Origin of the sequence: Natronobacillus azotifigens (assembly GCF_026805325.1) — a bacterium.
Taxonomy (GTDB): domain Bacteria; phylum Bacillota; class Bacilli; order Bacillales; family Amphibacillaceae; genus Natronobacillus; species Natronobacillus azotifigens.
Map to the genome: position 1 here is coordinate 131,879 of NZ_JAPRAT010000003.1, position 21,626 is coordinate 153,504.

Annotated in this window: 13 protein-coding genes; 3 read left to right on the forward strand and 10 right to left on the reverse strand. The window is 37.8% G+C overall.

The window, feature by feature from the left end; genetic code table 11:
• The first annotated feature begins 185 nt into the window (after positions 1-185).
• Positions 186-2,054 (forward strand): PTS fructose transporter subunit IIABC, encoded by a 1,869-nt coding sequence (locus tag OWO01_RS02800; protein ID WP_268778903.1) that lies wholly within the window; start codon positions 186-188, stop codon positions 2,052-2,054.
• Between the two features lie 1,345 nt (positions 2,055-3,399).
• On the forward strand, positions 3,400-4,404 hold the full coding sequence (locus OWO01_RS02805) for an EAL domain-containing protein (RefSeq protein ID WP_268778904.1): 1,005 nt from the start codon (positions 3,400-3,402) through the stop codon (positions 4,402-4,404).
• A gap of 226 nt (positions 4,405-4,630) precedes the next feature.
• Here OWO01_RS02805 and OWO01_RS02810 read toward each other — a convergent pair whose 3' ends face one another.
• From OWO01_RS02810 to OWO01_RS02845, 8 genes are all read right to left on the reverse strand, one after another.
• Positions 4,631-7,183, reverse strand: a complete 2,553-nt coding sequence (locus OWO01_RS02810) for a PEP/pyruvate-binding domain-containing protein (RefSeq protein ID WP_268778905.1) — start codon at positions 7,181-7,183, stop codon at positions 4,631-4,633.
• A 417-nt stretch (positions 7,184-7,600) separates the two neighbouring features.
• The gene (locus tag OWO01_RS02815) at positions 7,601-8,737 is read right to left on the reverse strand and encodes a glycoside hydrolase family 53 protein (RefSeq protein ID WP_268778906.1); all 1,137 of its coding nucleotides are present in this window, start codon (positions 8,735-8,737) and stop codon (positions 7,601-7,603) included.
• Between the two features lie 114 nt (positions 8,738-8,851).
• A complete protein-coding gene (locus OWO01_RS02820) occupies positions 8,852-10,594 on the reverse strand; it encodes a phospho-sugar mutase (RefSeq protein WP_268778907.1) in 1,743 nt (580 codons plus the stop codon).
• Between the two features lie 250 nt (positions 10,595-10,844).
• Complete coding sequence (locus tag OWO01_RS02825; RefSeq protein WP_268778908.1) at positions 10,845-12,899, reverse strand: beta-galactosidase; 2,055 nt, start codon at positions 12,897-12,899, stop codon at positions 10,845-10,847.
• A 62-nt stretch (positions 12,900-12,961) separates the two neighbouring features.
• Positions 12,962-13,804 (reverse strand): sugar ABC transporter permease, encoded by an 843-nt coding sequence (locus tag OWO01_RS02830; protein WP_272505979.1) that lies wholly within the window; start codon positions 13,802-13,804, stop codon positions 12,962-12,964.
• A complete protein-coding gene (locus OWO01_RS02835; protein ID WP_418936191.1) occupies positions 13,804-15,120 on the reverse strand; it encodes a carbohydrate ABC transporter permease in 1,317 nt (438 codons plus the stop codon). Before OWO01_RS02835 ends, OWO01_RS02830 begins: the two co-directional genes overlap by 1 nt.
• Positions 15,121-15,372: 252 nt before the next feature.
• On the reverse strand, positions 15,373-16,635 hold the full coding sequence (locus OWO01_RS02840) for a sugar ABC transporter substrate-binding protein (protein WP_268778909.1): 1,263 nt from the start codon (positions 16,633-16,635) through the stop codon (positions 15,373-15,375).
• 109 nt (positions 16,636-16,744) lie between these two features.
• Positions 16,745-17,608 carry an AraC family transcriptional regulator gene (locus OWO01_RS02845; RefSeq protein WP_268778910.1) on the reverse strand — a complete coding sequence of 288 codons (864 nt, stop codon included), beginning with the start codon at positions 17,606-17,608 and terminating at the stop codon, positions 16,745-16,747.
• A gap of 385 nt (positions 17,609-17,993) precedes the next feature.
• On the opposite strand from OWO01_RS02845, the gene OWO01_RS02850 reads away from it, so the two are divergent.
• A complete protein-coding gene (locus OWO01_RS02850; protein WP_268778954.1) occupies positions 17,994-18,923 on the forward strand; it encodes a ribose-phosphate diphosphokinase in 930 nt (309 codons plus the stop codon).
• Between the two features lie 184 nt (positions 18,924-19,107).
• Here OWO01_RS02850 and OWO01_RS02855 read toward each other — a convergent pair whose 3' ends face one another.
• Both OWO01_RS02855 and OWO01_RS02860 read right to left on the reverse strand, forming a co-directional pair.
• Positions 19,108-20,568 (reverse strand): ABC transporter substrate-binding protein, encoded by a 1,461-nt coding sequence (locus OWO01_RS02855; protein WP_268778911.1) that lies wholly within the window; start codon positions 20,566-20,568, stop codon positions 19,108-19,110.
• A gap of 51 nt (positions 20,569-20,619) precedes the next feature.
• Positions 20,620-21,621, reverse strand: coding sequence for a carbohydrate ABC transporter permease (locus OWO01_RS02860; RefSeq protein ID WP_268778912.1), 1,002 nt, complete (start codon positions 21,619-21,621; stop codon positions 20,620-20,622).
• Between the last annotated feature and the right edge of the window lie 5 nt (positions 21,622-21,626).

Here is a 21,626-nt window from a genome sequence, read left to right on the forward strand (position 1 = left end):
AATGAATGTATTTGAATGAAAATGATTGATTTTTGGAAGCGTTTCATTTATGATAAGAGTATGAAGTTAATAGCCGTGAATTCATACATTCATCGTGGCTTCTTATTATAACTAATTATCAACAAGTGGAACGTATTGAATTTGCACTTGCTAAGACTTCACACTACTCTTATAGGAGGTTTATTATGAAGGTAACCGATTTACTAAAAAAAGAAACTATTACATTGGAGCTTCGTTCAAGCACGAAAGCGACGGTTATTGACGAGCTTATTACGACTTTGGATCAAGCCGGACGCCTTACTAACAAAACTACTTTTAAACAAGATATTTTAAAAAGAGAAAACCACACATCTACTGGTATTGGTGAAGGCATTGCCATTCCACATGCAAAGTCTCCCGCGGTAAAAACGCCATCTATCGTTTTTGGTCGTTCTAAAAATGGGATAGATTATGACTCATTAGACGGTAAACCTAGTCACTTATTTTTTATGATTGCAGCATCTGAAGGTGCTAATAATGAACACTTAGACACACTAGCTCGTTTATCAAGTATGTTGATGGATCCTGCTTTTCGTGAAACATTATTAAACGCTTCATCAAAAGAACAAATTATTGATGCAATTAACCGAAAGGAGCAAGAGAAAATGGCTGAAGATGCACCGACAAACCAAACGCAAGGCAAAAAGATTCTTGCCGTAACAGCTTGTCCTACAGGAATTGCTCACACATTCATGGCTGCTGATGCTTTAAAAGCGAAAGCAAAAGAATTAGGCATCGATATGAAAGTAGAAACACGTGGTTCTGGTGGTGCCAAGAATGTTTTAACTGAAGCTGAAATTAAAGAAGCAGACGCTATTATCATTGCAGCAGATACTAAAGTGGACATGGACCGTTTTCAAGGAAAACCTGTGATTGAAACAGGTGTTACGGATGGAATCAGACGCCCAGATGCTTTGATTGAACGTGCATTAAGTAGCAATGCACCTATTTACAGCGGTTCGGGCACAAACCGAGAAAGTTCATCCGAAAAATCCGGCCAGAAAAATGCTTTTTATCGACATTTAATGAACGGTGTATCACACATGCTTCCATTTGTTGTGGGTGGTGGTATTTTAATTGCTCTCGGATTTTTGTTTGGAATTGAAGCACACGTTCCCGATCACCCTGATTACCACCCATTTGCTGAAGCATTGAATACCATTGGTGGAGGTAATGCATTTGGACTTATGATTCCAGTGCTTGCTGGTTTTATCGCTATGAGCATTGCTGATCGGCCTGGTCTCGCACCTGGTATGGTTGGTGGATTTATGGCTGCACAAGGTGACTCTGGTTTCCTAGGTGGTTTAATTGCTGGTTTCTTAGCTGGATATCTTGTAGTTTTATTGAAAAAGATGTTTGCTAATATTCCCCAATCGTTGGATGGGATTAAAACGATCTTAATTTATCCATTACTCGGTATACTTATTACTGGATTACTAATGTTCTATGTTATTGAAATACCGGTTGGCGCATTTAATACTGCTTTGGGCAGCTGGTTACAAGGTATGGGAACAACGAACGCAGTATTACTTGGCTTAATTCTTGGTGGTATGATGGCTATCGATATGGGTGGCCCGATAAATAAAGCAGCATACACATTTGGTATTGCAATGATCGCGGAAGGATTTTTAACACCGCATGCTGCAATTATGGCAGGTGGTATGGTGCCACCATTAGGGATCGCATTAGCTACATTCATGTTTAGAAACAAATTTACTCGTGAAGAAAAAGATGCAGGTGTATCAAATATTGTTATGGGTCTTTCTTTTATCACGGAAGGTGCCATTCCGTTTGCTGCAGCTGATCCTGGTCGAGTTATTCCTTCAGTAGTAACAGGTTCTGCAGTTGCAGGTGCGTTATCGATGCTATTCAATATTGGTCTACCTGCTCCACACGGTGGGTTATTCGTTATCGGTTTAGTCGAAGGAAGTGGATGGTTGTATTTACTAGCAATCCTCATTGGTGCTATCGTAACAGCACTAATGCTTGGTGGATTGAAGAAATCAAAAATTTAAGGAAGAACAGTCATACAGACTACTCGAAAAAGATGCTCATGTAATATGGAGCATCTTTTTCTATTATTAACTCGTTGATAATAACTGAATTTCTATAGACTGTGAGGTGTGAATCTAGGTTTAAGTAGGCGTTTCAGCTAAATTGTAGCTCTTTTCAGAGTTTAACCTAGGCGAAAGTGGCCGTTTCGACGAGGTTGTAGCTCTTTTTAGGGCTCAACCTAGGCGAAAGTCGCCGTTTCGACGAGGTTGTAGCTCTTTTCAAGGCTTAACCTAGGCGAAAGTCGCCGTTTCGACGAGGTTGTAGCTCTTTTTAGGGTTCAACCTAGGCGAAAGTCGCCGTTTCGACGAGGTTGTAGCTCTTTTTAGGGTTTTACCTAGGCGAAAGTCGCCGTTTCGACGAGGTTGTAGCTCTTTTTAGGGCTCAACCTAGGCGAAAGTCGCCGTTTCGACGAGGTTGTAGCTCTTTTCAGGGTTTAACCTAGGCGAAAGTCGGCGTTTCGACGAGGTTGTAGCTCTTTTTAGGGTTTTACCTAGGCGAAAGTCGGCGTTTCGACGAGGTTGTAGCTCTTTTTAGGGCTCAACCTAGGCGAAAGTCGGCGTTTCGACGAGGTTGTAGCTCTTTTTAGGGCTCAACCTAGGCGAAAGTCGCCGTTTCGACGAGGTTGTAGCTCTTTTCAAGGTTTAACCTAGGCGAAAGTCGCCGTTTCGACGAGGTTGTAGCTCTTTTTAGGGTTTTACCTAGGCGAAAGTCGCCGTTTCGACGAGGTTGTAGCTCTTTTTAGGGCTTAACCTAGGCGAAAGTCGCCGTTTCGACGAGGTTGTAGCTCTTTTTAGGGCTTAACCTAGGCGAAAGTCGCCGTTTCGACGAGGTTGTAGCTCTTTTTAGGGTTTAACCTAGGTGAAAGTCGGCGTTTCGACGAGGTTGTAGCTCTTTTTAGGGCTTAACCTAGGCGAAAGTCGGCGTTTCGACGAGGTTGTAGCTCTTTTTAGGGCTTAACCTAGGCGAAAGTCGGCGTTTCGATGAGGTTAGGTGCATTTTCTGCCCTCAACCTAAGGGAGAGCAGCAATCTTGACAAGGTTAGCGTTAATTCCTGCCCTGAACCTAGGGGAAAAACCCGCCTTAAAGAAGTTACAGTATTTTTTGATGCCCATCCTCACGTAAACATCATTAAAGTGAGAAGAAAAATCATTTACTAAGCTGTCTGGTGTCAACTCCGAATGTGTCACATTCAACGCACTATCAAAAAGTTGCTAGATATAATCTCTTCTCAACGAGAGAATGATAGATTATGATACAATCTAAGTAGATAATCATTTTTATTGAATTGGGGGGGTTACGTTTACCATGTCTTGTCCAAACTGCACCATAAGCGCACAAGAAATTGTATTTGATTTTAGCAAACATAATCAAAATAATTTCATTGCAATCGTTAGCAATCATTTAGAACGACAACATATACAAGTAAAAGTGAAAGGTCAGCATCTACACGTTAACGAACAAGGAGCGATGGATTTACATGATTTCTGTGTTCATCATAGCGAGATGGAGAACATCTCTTTCCGAATTGGAGAGCAACCTTGGCGCACTTTAGTTGAATTTGAGCAATATAGTAAATCTGCATGGATTGACCACGTAATTCAAGAAGAAAGAATCATCAATCACTTTCAACCAATTGTCACTGCTGAAAAAATCATTTACGGTTATGAGCTACTCGCTCGATTCATTGATCAAACTGGGGAAATGATTTATCCGGATGTGATTTTTTCTGCCGCCAAGCAACGGGGGCGTTTATTTGCATTGGATCGTCTTTGTCGTCTTACTGCTGTAAAAAATACCGCCCAAATTGATCCAACAAAAAAAGCTTTTATCAACTTTATCCCTACTGCTATTTATGAACCAGAGTTCTGTTTGCGCTCTACCATTAACTTAGCCAATCAATTAAATGTAACCACCGCTCAACTCGTATTTGAAGTAGTAGAAACGGAGCAAGTAGAAGATGTCAACCACCTAAAAAGAATATTAAACTATTATCAATTACACGGATTTCATTATGCATTAGATGATGTAGGTGAAGGATATAGTACGATTGAAATGTTAACAGACATTTCTCCAGATTACATGAAGCTTGACCGGAAATATGTTAATCGCGTCGTACATAATAATGACAAAAAAGCTGCCGCCATTCGCTTCTTAAATAAAGCGAAGGAAATTGGTGCAACTCCTCTGGCAGAAGGTGTGGAGACAGAGGAAGATTTTCTTTGGTTGAAACAAAATGGATACCAATTATTTCAAGGATATTTGTTCGGAAAACCGAAAGAAAGACCAATCAAACAAGACGAGATTAACTAAACTTATCTCGTCTTGTTTTCAATATGTCTTCTAAACAGAACTATGTCTACTTTCCCTCTATCCCTCAGCAACAATCTCTCTTCAAAACAACGAGAAGATCAAAATTGCTAACGTGGGGATAATGAACGCTAACACTAGGAAACCTTCAAAGGATCTTTAAGTCATCCTTTAGGTATAGCAATCAATAGAGGAAATCCGAAAAACTCCCACTGATTAAAGTTTCACTTTATCTACATAATAGTTTTTGCTCAATAATATCTGCTTGTAATTCAATAGTATCGACTTTTGCAACATGAATGATTTCATCTAGAGCTTTATGATTCTTAATCCATGTTTCGATCTCATTATCATATCCCGATAGGTATTCTGGATGATAGCGCACGTCTTTATTTCCCTCGAATATGGCCACATAGAAAATGTTTGATTCAACAATATCTTGAAAAAAGTGACTACCGTATGATAATTCTGGAACAAACCCTTTGCTAACAGAAGCAACTTCACAAATCACATCCACATGTTGAATTTCACTAAAATGTACAGGAACACCTAATGATGGAGTGGACGTACCCCATCTTCCTGGCCCCACTAACATAACCTGCTCTTTCTTTAAGGCACGCGTTATTGTTCCTACTTGTCTAGCTACTGTATACTTTTCTTGTTCAGAACAAGCAGCATATTTCTCAATATCAATCGAGATAATATAATCTAATGGTAACCGAACATTCCCCCCCATAAAGTTACCTTCTGTTTGCAAGTAGCAAGGTTCGTTAGATGCAATTTTCTCGATGGTTACGGACTGCCCTAAGCCTCTAGTCTGCAGTGGTCGGCATTGAACTAAATTCACCTGAAAATCATCTTTATTCTTAAAATTTGCTGTAAATTCGATATCAACTGGATAATCGTAAACTTTCGAAATGGTCGCTAACGCTTCTTTCATTATTTTTGGAAAATGAGATTGTTTTAAAAGCTGTTTAAAATTCAACACATGTGGTGTAGGAATACCATGATAACCCAACTCTTTTAAGCGGCGGTCTGCTTCTAAATCAACACTTGCAAATAGTTGTTTATCCAAATCATCAATCTCTTGTATTGCCTGATCTAATTTAATGCTTAAAAGTTCATTCTCCTTAATTGATAGTACATCTACCCCTTGTTGTGCAAATTTCTTTTGATCCTCCGCATACATTAACTGTTCTCGACTAGGGTCATCTAGTGTTACGATCCGAGCATAATCATCTACGGTTCGATCAACTGCTCTCGTTCCTAAACCGAACACTAAACGCAACATTCCAGCATTCATATCCACGCTTTGATCCCAGACATAAAGATTCGATGAATTACCAACACCTGCAGTATGTGGAAAGAAATACTCCCCATAATGATCTCCTGAAACACGTTGCACCAAAATGGCCATCTGTTCATCTTTTTCAAACAAACCACGATTCATTCGGTAATCTAATGCTTCTTTGTTCATTGTACTAGCATATACTTGACGGATCGCTTGAACAAACGCTTGGTAACGTTCCTCTGGAGTACCTTGATTCACACAAAATACACTTTCATACTTTCCTGCAAAAGCATTACCAAAGTTATCTTCTAACAAAGAACTAGAACGTACTATAATTGGTGATTGACCAAAATACTCAAGCATTTGCATAAATTGCTCACGTACATTAGCAGGAAATGAACCGGCTAATAATTTTTCACGCAAATCTTCTGCATAATGATAATAACCCGCTTTCGTTTTTTGTTTTACTCTTTGTTTCCACCAGCCATTCTGAACGATATAGGTATAAAAGATATCAGAACCGATAAAAAATGAATCATGTGCTTCAATATATCTACGAAAACGATCATCTGGATCCTTAGCTAATATCTTTCTAGCTAACAACATTCCAACACTTTTTCCACCAATAAAGCCAGTACCAACTTCCCTACTAGCTATTTGCAAAATGTCTTCTAAATCAAAATACTGCTCACATAGGTCAATCATTCGGGATTGTTCGCCTAACAATAATTTAATTAACTTCTTTTTTGTATTCTCTTGCACTGTTTTATCCTTGGTCAAATCTTCACGTGCTTGAGCAAACAGAGAATCCCAATAATCTGGACGTTCTTCCATTCGGTTGATATTAGCAAATAAGTTTGCTGCTTCAGAACTAGCTGTAATACTTTTGACTTCATCTCCCGTAATTAAATGTGGAAAAAACATTGTTGGTGAGTAGCGTTCCCACACCTTCAATGGATGAATATAATTGTCATCTTTAACTTGATAAAGGTCGAGTAATACTTGCGTTGTCTCACGAATTCGTGCAATCGTAGAGTACGTATGCACATTTCTGGTTAAGGCGAAATAGGCAATCGTGTCTAATTCATATAAATATGGACAACAAACGCGAAAGAAGTTCCCAATCATTAAGTCAGAACACCAACTCGACAATAAATCGGTCAAACGATCAAAAACGTAAAATGCCTTTTTTCCTTCTTTTTCGATTAAACGGTGGATTTCCGTTGCAAAGCTTTCAAAACCATTTTCTGCGTTCACGTGATAAATGGTAATACTACCAACATCTTTAGATAACAGGGGTTCGTGATTGCCAAAACGGATATAAATAACTTTTCTCTCATCTTGTAACGATTGTTTGACAAACGGATCAACTACTTCTTGATAACTTTTTATATCATCAACCTGCCAGACAACGTTGTCTCCTAACCTCAACCCATCAATTGTTTGGTCAAACCCATGGATACCTGTAGAAATTTTTAATCCTGCTGACACAACGTCACCGTCCTCTTTTCTGTGCTCTTACTTTCACTATAACTTTTTTTCTTCTATCTTTCTATATCGTTTTTCGAACAAAACAATCACCTAATAAGTGTTGGACATAGATATAGTAAAATATAACGATGAGTAAGTAAAACGGCTGAATAATTGCTGTGAAAAGCTATTCTTTATTTTAGAGATTAGATAAAGTGAAACTTCAATCAGTGGGGGTTTTTAGGTATCCCCCATTGATTGTTAGCCCTAAAGAGTGACCTAAAGGCCCTTGAACCATTCGGGATGCTAGCGTCCGTTACTCCCACTTAAACAACTTGATGTTCTCGTTGTTTTGAAGTGGGAGTCTTACGGACGGTTGCTCCGGGATAAAAAGAAGAACAATAACCTTCGTAAAGATTACTGCTCTTTCCAACCAAACTAATCTTGAAATACATTCAGTGATTTTAGTGCATTTCCTTCAAAATCAAACAAACCTTGATTTGCCCAATGATTACCTCGATTTGCGATATCATTAGCGTATTTCATGCCCGATTCACTCGCCCAACTCGTATGCTTTACCGGTAACCAAGCAGGTTCCCAATATACTATACCAAGTGATTGATAATTTGTTCCATTGGCATTCTTTACTACTTCGATCAAATCTTCTAGAAATGCTGTTTGCCCTTCTACTGTTTGCGAGTATCCTGTTTTTTCAGCTAAAGCTTTGGTGAAGATATTTTCACTTCCAACCGAAGATTGTTCAGTAAATCCGTATGCAGTCTCCACTACGAGAAGATCCTTATCATACCTTTCGCCAAGCTGCTTTAGATTTACTGCTAGCGCTTGCAAATCACCGTGCCAATAAGGATAGTATGATAAACCAATAATATCATAATCAAGCTCGCGTTTCGTGATTTCATCAAACCACTTTCGATATAAATCATCAGCTCCACCAAAATCCAAATGTATAATAATTTTAGCTGAACATACTTCACGTGTAGCACGTACACCTGCCTTTAATAGTCCTACTAATGCATCATATTGCATCTTCCTCGTTTCTTCATCAACCGTTTCAAATTTTCTTTCTTCTGCAATATAATAGGGTGTTTTCCCGTCTGGCCATAACATGCCATTGGTAATCTCATTCCCGATCTGAATATACTCTGGCAATAAATCATTCGCTTCACATGTTTGTAATACTTCTTTTGTATAAAGATATACTTGTTCTTCTAACGCTTTTCCAGATATACTCCGCCATTTTTTCGGTTTGGTTTGTTTCTTTGGATCCACCCAAAAATCGCTATAATGAAGATTAAGCATAAAGGCCATCCCTACGTCTTTCGCTCGTTTTGCTAACGCTAACGTTGTCTTTAGATCGTTCGTGCCACCTAAATAAGGATCTCCATTCTCATCATAAGGATCTACCCACAATTTCAATCGAACGGTATTTATTCCTTTATTTTTTACAATTCGAAAAAAATCTTGCTTCTCACCATCTACATAAAACCCACCACCTAACAATTCCACCTCATTTAAAGTAGAAACATCAACACCCTTTACTTCTATTTGCTCCATTATTTTCATCCTCTCTGTTTTTCCCCTTATATCTTATCGATTTACAATTATCTTTACTTGTTTAAAAAAACGGTCGTAATCTTATGATCGATTACGACTGTTTTTTTACTTTCATTATTTTTTTACAAAAGTATGAACTCGTTCCATTACTTCTGCTTCAATTGCAGTTAATTTTTCTTTTGTACTTTGTTCTGCATCTCCGGTTACACCGAAATAGAATTTCACTTTTGGCTCTGTGCCTGATGGGCGTAAACAGAACCATGAACCATCAGATAATGTATACTTTAATACATTTGATTTTGGTAATATTATTGTTTCCATCTTGCTTTCTTGTAATACTTCCCGTCGACTAGACTGATAATCTTCAATGACAACTACTTGTTTACCAGCAACTTTAACGGGAGGCTGTTCACGGAAATCAATTAGTAATTGATTAATTTGTTCTGCTCCCTCTTTCCCTTTTAAGGTAAGAGATTGCAAACTCTCATAATAATACCCATAGGTCTCAAAAATACCTTGCAGTCCTTGATAGAGTGTTTTCCCTTGATTTTTGTATGCGGCAGCCACTTCTGCAATGAGCATACATGCTTGGACAGCATCTTTATCACGAACAAATTCACCAATTAAATAGCCATAGCTTTCTTCATAGCCAAATAAAAAGCTGTGTTCCTTTGTAGACTCAAACTCTTTGATTTTCTCCCCAATAAATTTAAATCCTGTTAACGTATCGATTGTTTTTAGCCCATGCTTCTCAGCTATGTCCCGACCAATTTCAGATGTAACAATTGTTTTTAGAACGGTTGCATTTTCTTTTAATGTTCCGTTCTGTTTTTTCGCTGTAATTAAATAATCGAGTAATAATGCACCTACTTGATTTCCTGTTAATACCTGATATTTCCCTTTTTCATTCTTGACTGCTACTCCGACACGATCTGCGTCTGGATCAGTTGCAAGTAAAATATCGGCACCAATTTTTTCTCCTTGAGCAATCGCTAACGTGAAGGCTTCATGCTCTTCTGGATTTGGAGATTCTACCGTTGAGAAATTCGGATCTGGTAACTCTTGTTCTGGCACGACTTCTACGTGTGTAAAACCCATTTCTTCTAAACTTTTACGAACAGGAATGTTTCCAGTACCGTGCAATGGGGTGAAAACGATCTTGAAATCATCTGCAACCGCTTTAATTTGCTCTGGTTGAACAATAATTTTCTTCAATTGGTTTTGGTAGGCTTGGTCAACTTGCTCTCCGATCATTGTAATAAGTCCTTGTTCTTTTAATTCTGCTTCATTTCCAACTTCAACAGTGAGCTCATTCTCCACTTCGTTAACTTTTTGAATAATGCTCTCTGCTGCTTCTAGCGGCACTTGTCCACCATCATTTCCATATACTTTAAAGCCATTATACTCTGGCGGGTTATGGCTGGCAGTAACCATAATGCCACTATAGGCATGTAAATAACGTACAGCAAACGATAGTTCTGGTGTCGATCTTAAAGATTCAAAAACATATGCTTGAATACCATTATTAGCAAGTGTTTTTGCCGCCTCCATCGCAAACAGAGGAGATTTAAAGCGAGAATCGTAAGCAATAGCTACTCCGCGTTTCTTCGCATCTTCTCCCTGCTCACTAATATAATGAGCTAATCCTTCTGCTGCTTTTCGAATCGTATAGATATTCATTCGGTTCGAGCCCGGACCGAGTACCCCGCGCATACCACCTGTTCCAAATTCTAATTCTTTGTAAAAACTGTCCTCTAACGATTTTTCATTCTTTGCTAACTCGGTTAACTGTCCTCTTAACTCTTCATCGAGATCGTGAAAATTGTTCCATTTTTCATATGTAGTTTTCCATGTCATTGCATCTGCCTCCGCTTCCTAATTCATGATTCATGTATTGTGTAAAAATTAAATATCAATCCATTACCAATTATACCAAAAATACATTCACTCGTCTTTTTATATTCCAAAAAATTGCTGACCTTTCGGTAAAACAATCTTTAGGTATCCGTATCTTTCAATTAAAAAAAGTAGCATTTACACAGAAGCAACTGTCTTGTTTTTCAAAGAAAAGAAGACGGCTTCCTAAACGGAAAACCATCTTCACTTTTTATTTTACTTTTTTTAGTATTGCTATACCATAACTACTTAATGTTAACGTATTTTTCACAGCAACGTTATCGAGCATATTCTCATAATTTTGATCATCTAACTGAATCACACGCGCTTGATCAGCAAAGTTCATTAGAAAAATATATTCGTTTTGCTCATCTTCCCGTTTGTGAACAGAGACGCCATCAGGAATATCTGTATCAATGACACGCTTAACTCCCGTTTCATCAATTAATTTTTTGTAGAAAGCACGGTGAAAGTCTAACTCATTGCGAGAAGCTATATAATATGCTTTTCCTTTACCAAGCTGATTCATCGTCAATGCCGGACGGCCAGCGTAGAAGTCTGTTTCGTAAGTTGCTAGTGCCTCTGCTCCTTCTAAATGAATCAAGTCACATAATTCACGAGCCTCAAATTCACCAGAAATACCAAGCAAATTATTATCCAATAACTTTACGGCATTCTTTTGTCCGTCATTTAATCCATCAATTTCTTCTGACCAAATTCCTAATGTTTTGCGTAACGGCCCTGGGAAACCATTCAGGAAACAAAGATCCGTATCATTTACAATTCCTGACCAATACGTACTGACAAAAGTACCGCCCGCTTTGACAAATGCTTCGATTTTTTCCCCAACACCTTCTCGAACCATATAAAGCATTGGTGCTATAACTAATTTATACTTACTCAAATCACGATCCATGCTAATGACATCAACCGGAATTCCTTGCTCCCAAAATGCCTGATAATGTTCTTTAATCGTTTGTTCATAATGAACACCTTTGTTCCGTGGTCCTTGCGCATCTTTAATCGCCCAACGATTTTCTGTATCAAAAATTAGTGCCACTTCTGGTTGAACGCTTGATCCAGTTACTTCACTTAATACACTTAGTGCCTCACCAACATCTTTTACCTCTTTAAAGACACGAGTATTCTCATGTCCAACGTGGTCAACCACTGCGCCGTGAAACTTCTCACTTGATCCACGACTTTTTCTCCATTGGAAATATTGAACAGAATCTGATCCATGAGCTATCGCTTGTAAAGAAGAAAGAACATGCATGCCTGGTTTTTTTAATTTACTGATCGATTGCCAGTTCGTTAAACTTGGGGTACTTTCCATTAACAAAAATGGTTTACCGTCTTTCAATGAACGGAACATATCGTGGTTTAGCGCTGTCCATGCCGCAACATCACGATCGTCGTCAGTGAAATGCCAAGTTGGATATGCATCCCATGAAACTACATCCAAATCATCCGCAAATTTATCATAATTTAACCCTTCAAATAATTCCATGAAGTTTGCTGTTGCAGGAATATCTGGATTTTTTTCTTTTAACGGTTTCATTTCATGACGATAAAAATCTAATGTTTGATCTGTAACAAAACGTTTCCAATCCAAATTCAATCCATGCACCATGGTTTCACCATGAGGAGCAGGAGATTCTACTTGTGACCAACTGGTATACGTATGACTCCAAAATGTTGTCCACCATGCGTGATTCAGGTTATCTAATGTCTTATATTTTGCTTTCACCCAGTTCCGAAATGCCTCTTGGCAATAGTTACAGTGGCACTCGCCGCCATACTCATTGGATACGTGCCAACCAACAACACCTGGATGATCAGCATAGCGTTCTGCTAACTTCTCATTCATGATCGTAATTTTTTCTCGATAAACTGGTGAGGTAAAGCAATGATTATGACGCATTCCGTGTAGATTACGAACGCGATTCGCTTCCACGCGAAGTACTTCTGGATACTTCTCTGACATCCACGCAGGACGTGCCCCGCTTGGAGTTGCCAAAAAAACATATATGTCGTTTTCATATAGTCGATCGAGCAAATTATCCATCCATTCAAAGGTGAAAACACCCTCTTCTGGTTCTAGCTTTGCCCATGAAAAAATACCAACTGACATTACATTACATTTCGCTAGCTTCATTAAGCGAATGTCTTCTTCTAACACCTCTGGATAATCCGCCCACTGTTCGGGATTGTAATCTGCCCCGTGTAACATATGCGGAACTTTTTCACTTAAAGGTTTAAACATCTCTATTCATCCTAACTATAATTAATTATCTTTTACGTTAAAAATTTGACGATTGTCAGCTACTACTCTTTTGTTCCACCTGAGGTTAATCCCGAAATCAAGAAACGTTGTAAAAACACATAAATAACAGCAACTGGAACTGCAATTAAAATAGATCCGGCAGCAAATCTTGTAAAGTTATTGGAGAACTGATCATTGATAAAGTTATACAATCCTAAAGCCAATGTATAATTTCTAGGACTTCTTAAAATAATCGACGGTAAAATAAAGTCGAATAATGGTTGCATAAAGTTAAATAATGCTACTACCGCTAAAATTGGTTTCGCAAGTGGTAAAATGATGCGGAAGAACACGGTAAAGTGTCCAGCACCATCAATTCTAGCAGCTTCATCTAATCCTCGTGGAATCGTATCTAAATAGCCTTTTACTAACCAAGCATTAAATGGAATTTGACCACCAACATACACTAAAACCAATCCTGTAAGGGAGTCTAATAATCCAACTAGATTTAGCAAGATATAAATGGCTACCATCGCCATTAATACGGGGAACATTTGTAAAATTAAGAATGTGTATAACCCTGATTTTCTTCCTACAAACTCATATCGAGAAAACGCATAGGCAGTAAACGTTGTTATGGTCACGGATAAAAGTACGGACATACTCGATACAATCATACTATTACGATACCAAAGCAAGTAGTTACTTCGTTCATCAGTAAATAACCATCGATAATGTGTTAAGGACCAATTCTCTGGGATGATCGTTGACGAGTATAAACTTCTCCCTTCATTTAGGGACATACCCACAGCCCATAGGAGAGGATAAATAATGATAACTGCCATAAACGCAAAAACTAAATAGATTCCGAGTAGCTCTAGTCTTGATCTTGTTTTCGCCTGCATTATAATTTCCCCTCCTCTTTAAATGCTGCCGTTCTTCTAAACTGGAAGATCGCAAATATTGATACCATCAGACCAATGATTAAGGAAATGGCAGCAGCCATATTATAATTGTTAGTGTCAAAAGTTAGCTTATATACCCATGATATTAGAATGTCAGTACCCCCTGCATTTTGTCCTTGAACAGCAGGTCCCCCTTCATTAAACAGGTAGATAATATTAAAGTTATTAAAGTTTGTTGTATATTGAATAATTAGCAGTGGTGCGGTCGCAAACAATACGTGCGGTAAAGTAATAAACCGGAATTTTTGCCATCTTGAAGCACCATCGATATCGGCAGCTTCATACCAATCATTTGAGATACTTTGCAAGACTCCTGAGAATAATGCAAAAACAAATGGATAACCTAACCAAGTTTGAATGAAGATTAACACCATTCTCGTAAACGTAGGATCGGTTAACCATGGAACTTCTAATCCAAATAGAGGCATCATAATATCTCGATTTATTGCGCCAAACTCATCATTAAACATAGCGGCAAAGATTAAAATTGTCACAAACCCGGGTACCGCCCATGGTAAGATTAAGATCGTACGAATAAGTTTTTTAAACTTCACTCGGACATCATTTACTAAGACAGCTAAAAATAAACCAAGGGTAATTTGGAATGTTGTAGCCACTACAGTCCATACAATTGTCCAAGAGAATACACTAACGAACGTATTTCTCCAAAGGTTATTCGTGAAAAGATTTGTAAAATTGGAAAACCCTACCCACTCTACCAGATGACGTGGCGGAGAATTGTATAGGTTATAATTCGTAAAGGCTAAAGATATTGCAAACATTAGTGGAAATACTACTGCGAATATTAGTAACAATAAACCTGGTGTTGTTAACAAATAGGGAAAGGTTTTATCATAACCTGCTTTTAAAGACTCTTTGAACGTTGGGGGAATCCAACCATCCAAAATTGCTTGAGCTTGTTTCTTTGCATCTCTTACATTGTAAATATAGAATACCGCGGCAAACACAATTAAAATAATAGACAATAGTCCGTAGACTAATAAAAATATCGAGTGGTCTACTCCTGGTATTTCTCCTAGCGTAAAAATCCCCCAAAGACCTAGACCAATAAATTCACCAAATGTAATGATAAACGCAATTTCAAATAGTGCGAAAAGAATCCCTTTAAAATAGCGTCTATTGTAAATTTGTCCAAGTCCAGCAAATAATATCGACAATGCCATTGCGACCGTAGGGTTCGGCTTATGTGCTTTTATTTTATTTATTCGATCATTTAACTGCTTTGCTTCAGACATAACATCCACCTCTTTCTTTCCTTTTTAAACAGAACATATAACAAGCGAGTACCTTTCTATACCGAATGCTTAACCAAATGTTGATACCCTTCTATCAAGCATTTTGCTAAGTTTCCGAAGGGCAAAGTGTTAAATATTTCTTATGAATTATCAATTGCTTCTTTCCTTTTTATATAGGTACATTTCCATTCGTGTTATCTTTATTTTCTTAAAAAATCAGAGTGGGAAAATTCTCCCACTCTTCATCATTTCTTATTGTCCGCCTTGAAGCTCGATCTTATCTTTAATGTTTTGAACCGCTTCTTCTAGAACTTCCTCAACGTCATTCCCGTTTACGATCAGTTCAATCGCCTCATCCATATCCCAAACAGGAGACATTTGTGGAATGTTTGGCATCGGCGTACCGAACTCAACTTGTTCTGTATAACCAGCATAAATTGGGTCATCGATTGTGTCTAAGATATCTGGACGTGGTGGTAACTCACCTGTGATATCATAGTAATACTGAGAGTTCTCATCATTGGTCAAGAATTTCGCTAAATCTTCTGCCCATTCTTGATTATTGGAATAAAAAGATACTAACCATGATTTAACACCTACGAATGATGGTGCAGGTTCATTGTTTATGACCGGAAGTGGTGCTGTACCTAAATCATCACCTAATGCTTCACGGAAATGTGGTAAGTTCCATGGTCCACTAACAACCATTGCCGCTCTACCTTCGATGAATAGTCCATCAAGTACGTCTGGAGTAATTGTTCTAGGCATCGCACCTTCTGTAATAAAGCTTTGATACATTTCCATTCCTTCAATTGCACCTTCACTATCTAACCCAATATCATCTGGATCATATACACCATCTTCTTCAGCAAATACGTATCCACCATATCCATTAATAAATGAATATAAGTAATAGAACTCTGGTGTGATTAAGAAACCATACATATCACTATCCTCTGCTCTTATGTCTAATGACATATCTAGAACATCCTCAATAGTTTCTGGTACTTCATCCAATAGACTTCTATTGTAATAAGCAAAGTATGTTTCAATTGCTACTGGAGCACCATAGATGTCTCCCTCATAAGTGAATGCATCAATCGCAGCATCACTAAAATCTGCTAATTCTTCATCTGTATAGCTAAAAGGAACAGCTAATCCTTGTACTACTGCATCCCCTAATCTATCTTGTGGTTGGAAAAACAAATCGGGACCAGTTCCACCAGGACCTGCTAATGCTAATTCTTCCAACTGATCGGGCATAGCAATTCTTTCTAAGACAATTTCAATACCTGTTTCTTCCGTATAACGATCAAACTGTTCTTGATGAACATCTTCTGCAATATCTTCATCATTTATCCAGACCACTAATTCATCTGGCTTTTCTGGCATTTCGCCTTCTGCACGGTCTTCATCTTCTACAACTTCTTCTCGATCTGGTGCACATGCTGCTATAAATAATAGACTTGCTACCAGTAACAATAAGCCGATCGTTCTTTTCTTCAACGTTAACATGAAGTTAACCTCCCCTTAATTAATTAATTTAACTAACCTTACACTTTTCATTATAAAGCGTTTACACCGATATTTATATATCAAAATATTCTTGTCTACTTTCATAATATTAAACTTCCCCTTCAAATGAATGATTATTCAAATGAAGATCTCGATATTGCTTTGGTGTTATCCCCTCTCTCTTTTTAAATGTAGACACAAAATGACTAACCCCATTGAAACCGACTTTTTGGGAGAGATCTTTTAACGTCAAGTCTGGATCTGTTAATAGCAGTCGTTTCGCTTCCCGAATCCGGAGCTGAACCAGAAAGGAATAGGGGCTCATCCCAAATGTATCATGAAAAAGCTTGTTTAAATGTTGGGAACTAACATCTGCTTTCTTGGAGATTTCATGTAATCCGATATTTTCTGGATACACTTGTTCTAACCACTCAACAATATAACGAATCTTTTCAAATGATTGCAATGTGGATAAGCGATTATTCAATTTCCCATATTTTTTTAACAACATTAAAAAAGTATATAAATATGTAGAAAGATCATATCCCATTAAATTAGTCTGTACATTGTCCTCTAAATTATGAAAGATTTTATTAATATGACGGTAAAATAAAGAAACTTCACTTTCTTCATAAACTGCAGAAAAGTTCATATTCAATGCTGATAGGATCGAATCAATGGCAGCTCCACTAAATGTTAAGTAAAAGGTTGACCATTCGGATGTTTTTTTATAATTGGGATGATACATATGAGGAGTATATGGTGTTAACAGAATCCCTTGTCCTTGCTTTAGTACATATTTTTCACTAGCAAACTCAAGCACTCCTTCTCCCTCTATGGTTTGAAGCCAATGATAATAAGGATATCCTTCCGGGCGATTAAAATCTAATTCTTGTGGATTATAACCAATACTATCTATATAAAGTGGTAGCGTTTTGTCAGGTGAGAAAGTATAACGAATTTTTTCATTCACTCTGTCTTCATCCTTTCCATTTTGAGGGTCTATTCATAATTTTTCATGATGATTCATGTATGGACTACTAACTATAATATAGCATAGTTCCTCTATTCGACGTTAGGGATAAATCTAACGAAGTAATGGTACTGTACTGTTCAAGTAGTTTTACTCATATAATGGATTTTTTAATTTGCTTTTTGATACTACCAACTTAAAAGTAATTCGAACAAGGTTTTCAAAGGATTATACTCATGTTCAGCCTATTCTTCATCGTAAACACCTCATTCAAATACTAGTGAACCTAGCATTATTGTCGTTAATGTTTTACAATGTTATTATAGAAGCAAGATAGTAAAAGGAGCGATAATAGTTGTCAACAACAAATAATCTTAGTGAAGAAATGAAAATTTTTAGTTTAAGTTCAAATAAGCCATTGGCAAAAGAAATTGCCGACAATATTGGGATCGAATTGGGTGATTGTTCAGTCCAAACATTTAGTGATGGAGAAGTTCAAATTAATATTGAAGAAAGTGTACGTGGATTTGATACCTATGTTATTCAATCCACTTGTGACCCTAGTGATCAGCACATAATGGAACTGTTAATTATGTTAGATGCGTTAAAAAGAGCGTCTGCGAAAACAATTAATGTTGTCATTCCATACTACGGGTATGCCAGACAAGACCGAAAAAGCAAAGCTCGTGAACCCATTACTGCAAAACTTATTGCTGACCTTATTGAAAAAGCAGGCGCAACACGAGTGATGTCTATTGACCTTCATGCTACTCAAACCCAAGGATTTTATAATATTCCTGTTGATCAACTAGTCGGTATTCCGATGTTATCAACCTATTTCTCTGACAAGAAATTAGAGGATGTTGTTGTGGTAGCTCCCGATCATGGTAGTGTAAAACGCGCTCGTCAATTTGCAGATCGCGTACATGCTCCTATTGCAATTCTTGATCGACGAGGCCCACGCGATATTGATCCTTTACAGCTTGCGGTTGTTGGTGATATTGAAGGAAAAACAGCAATTCTTATTGATGATATTGTTGACACAGGAAGACGTGTATCGACTGGCGCCCAAGCACTCATAGATAATGGAGCAAAGGAAGTTTATGCTGCTTGCACGCACCCAGTTTTATCCGGGATTGCTACGAGTAAGATTAACGCTTCACCAATTAAAGAAATGGTTGTAACCAACACCATCGTTATACCTGATGACAAACAAAGTGACAAAATTATTCAGTTAAGTACTGCACCACTCTTTAGTGAAGCTATCATGCGCGTGCATTACGACAAACCTGTTAGTCCATTGTTTGAATCGTAAAATAATTACGCTTTGCTTGTGACTTATTCTAGATTACTTCGTGAAGTTGTCTAGTTTTGGACCTCTGAGATGTACATGGTTATATTTACACATAAAAGTTGCTCACAACTCATCATTTTATCATTAACTAAGCACCAAAAAACTCTAGCGCAGTCTTCCTGTGCTAGAGTTTTTGGTTTATTTCTTAATAGAATAATTCTTCTAAAGCTCTGTGATAATAATCGTTAATCATCTCAGTAAGATCAGCTGCAATGTCGTGTGCATTAACAGTACCATCGATTGCCGCTTGCTCAACATCACCATATTCTCCACCGAAGTAAACTTCATCTAAGAATGTAGAGAATCCTGGTGCAGCTGCCCCACCTAATGGAATTGGATGTGTAGCTCTTTCTAAGAAGTCATCATAATAATGACCTTCAGGAAGCAATGTACGTAATTCATCCCAAATATCTTGGTCTTTAATTAATGGTAATCCATCTGGATGTGGGAACATCGGACGTCCATCTTCATGCTCTAAAGTTTTGAAAGCGTCTAACTTAGCTTCCCAACCTTCACGACTCCAACCCATGAATTTCATTAATTCATAAGCTTCACGTGGGTGGTCTGTTGCAGCAGAGATTGACGCAAAGTCAATAAATGCCGGTTTGTTTAATGTTTCTGCATTTTCGCCTCTTGGAACTGTGTAAGGAACCCATTTGATTCCTTTTTCAGTAAATGTATCTGTTCCAAATAAGTCAACTGTCCACCAAGCATCTAATTGCATTGCTACACGACCAGTTTCAGCTGCCCATAGTAAACGGTCACCGAATGCAGCTTCTGCTTCATCTGTATCAAAGAATGGTACGTGATTTCCGTTACGAACAAGCTCTGCATGTTGCATAACTGCATCTGCCCATTCGCCAGTTAGATCATAAGACTCGCCATCCCAACCAAATTCACCAAAAGAATCACCACGAACAATTGGTGCCATTGTAACTAATTTAGTGAATGTGTTGTAACCAAAAATACCTTGCTCAGGAATCGTCATTTCTTCAATTAACTCAATCATTTCTGTATATGTCCAATCTGGAGACGGCATATCAACGTTTTGTGCTTCAAATAAGTTTTCATCTAAGAAGATCGTGTATGGCAAGTAAGCTGCTGCTGCTGCCATTTTTCGTTCCCCGTCAAAATAACCCATATCGTAAGCAGTATCTAAAAGATTATCATTATCAGGGTCATTTTCAAAGTACTCGGTAAAGTCACCTAACCACATGTTACGAATTGGAACGTCAACATTACCCATATACCAGAATACATCAGGTAGATCACCTGTACTTGCTAAGTTCGTTAAATGGTCATTCCAACCATCTTGCTCTAATTGAACAATGTCAACTGTAATATTGGGGTACATCTCCATGAATGCATCAGCTAAATGGAACTGTAAATCATGACTAGTCCAAGCTGCATACGTTAGTGTGATTTCTTCCTCTGTCAGTGGATCCAGACCCGCAGGTTCGTCATCACCATTTGTATCATTTTCTGATGTGTTATTACCATCATTATTACTTGGAGTTGTCGTGTCATCTTCATTGTTACACCCTACAACCAACAACATTAAAACTAAAATCGCCGACAAGATACTAATCATTGCTTTTCTCGTCATTTTTCTTTCCCCCATTTCTTTTGATTGAATTAAATTATTATATTACGGTGATTATTCACCGGTAATACCAGTACTATCGACACTTTCTACGAAGTATCTTTGTAAAAAGAAGTAAACAATCAACAATGGTAAAATACTAATTACCGTACCTGCCATTTTTATTCCTTCATTGATTCGGTTAGGACTTGCGTCAGTTACTGGATACATTTGTTCATAATTCGATTCAAATTGTTGTAACTGAATTAAGACTGTTGTTATATCGGTAGATGAACTTGTTAGATATAACGTTGTTAAATAGGTCTCATTCCAATACCATACAAATGAGAATAAAAACGACACGATAAACGCTGGAACAGCCATCGGAACTGCAATTCGAAAGAAACTCACCAATTGATTAGCGCCATCAACTTCAGCTGCTTCATATAAAGACTTCGGTGTTTGGCGGAAAAACTGGTAAAAGATCAGGATAAAGATGGTACTATTTAACCCTTGACCTAGTAAGGCCGGAAAGGTAAATGCATTTAGAGACCCTGTCAAGCCAAGTTCACTGAACAATCGATAGGTTGGCATCATTAAGATTTGCGGTGGGATAATGAAGCTAAAAATCATTAATCCAAACCAAAGCTTTTTCAAAGGAAACTCAAATCGAGAAAAACCATAACCTACCAAGGACGAAACCACTACCTGAAGTACTGTTGGTGCAAACGCGATCATAAAACTTCCGGTTAGTGCTGCTCGTATATTCAGTACAGAATATGCCTGTGAATAGTTATCCAGATACAGTGAAGATGGTATCCAATTAATTGCTTGATCAAGTAAGTCGTTTAAAGACTTCATACTGGTAATAAACATAAACAGTACAGGGTATAGATAGACAAAACCAATCGATAAAAGTAAGGTATAGATCACTAGTTTTAGTAAGAAACCTTTCCGATCATTAAAGCCGAGAAGGAATCGATTCATTTTCACTTTTATTAACCGGAATTTTTGACTAGCGGTTAATGAGTTGTTTCGCAAAACTCCTACAAAATTGTTTGCGTTTTTTACAGCCATAGATA

Coding starts and splice junctions, on each gene's coding strand:
- OWO01_RS02820 (WP_268778907.1), bottom strand. CDS start 10,594: ATGACATGGAAAACTACATATGAAAAATGGAACAATTTTCACGATCTC.
- OWO01_RS02840 (WP_268778909.1), bottom strand. CDS start 16,635: ATGTTAACGTTGAAGAAAAGAACGATCGGCTTATTGTTACTGGTAGCA.
- OWO01_RS02850 (WP_268778954.1), top strand. CDS start 17,994: ATGAAAATTTTTAGTTTAAGTTCAAATAAGCCATTGGCAAAAGAAATT.
- OWO01_RS02805 (WP_268778904.1), top strand. CDS start 3,400: ATGTCTTGTCCAAACTGCACCATAAGCGCACAAGAAATTGTATTTGAT.
- OWO01_RS02860 (WP_268778912.1), bottom strand. CDS start 21,621: ATGGCTGTAAAAAACGCAAACAATTTTGTAGGAGTTTTGCGAAACAAC.
- OWO01_RS02825 (WP_268778908.1), bottom strand. CDS start 12,899: ATGTTTAAACCTTTAAGTGAAAAAGTTCCGCATATGTTACACGGGGCA.
- OWO01_RS02855 (WP_268778911.1), bottom strand. CDS start 20,568: ATGACGAGAAAAGCAATGATTAGTATCTTGTCGGCGATTTTAGTTTTA.
- OWO01_RS02800 (WP_268778903.1), top strand. CDS start 186: ATGAAGGTAACCGATTTACTAAAAAAAGAAACTATTACATTGGAGCTT.
- OWO01_RS02835 (WP_418936191.1), bottom strand. CDS start 15,120: ATGTCTGAAGCAAAGCAGTTAAATGATCGAATAAATAAAATAAAAGCA.
- OWO01_RS02815 (WP_268778906.1), bottom strand. CDS start 8,737: ATGGAGCAAATAGAAGTAAAGGGTGTTGATGTTTCTACTTTAAATGAG.
- OWO01_RS02830 (WP_272505979.1), bottom strand. CDS start 13,804: ATGCAGGCGAAAACAAGATCAAGACTAGAGCTACTCGGAATCTATTTA.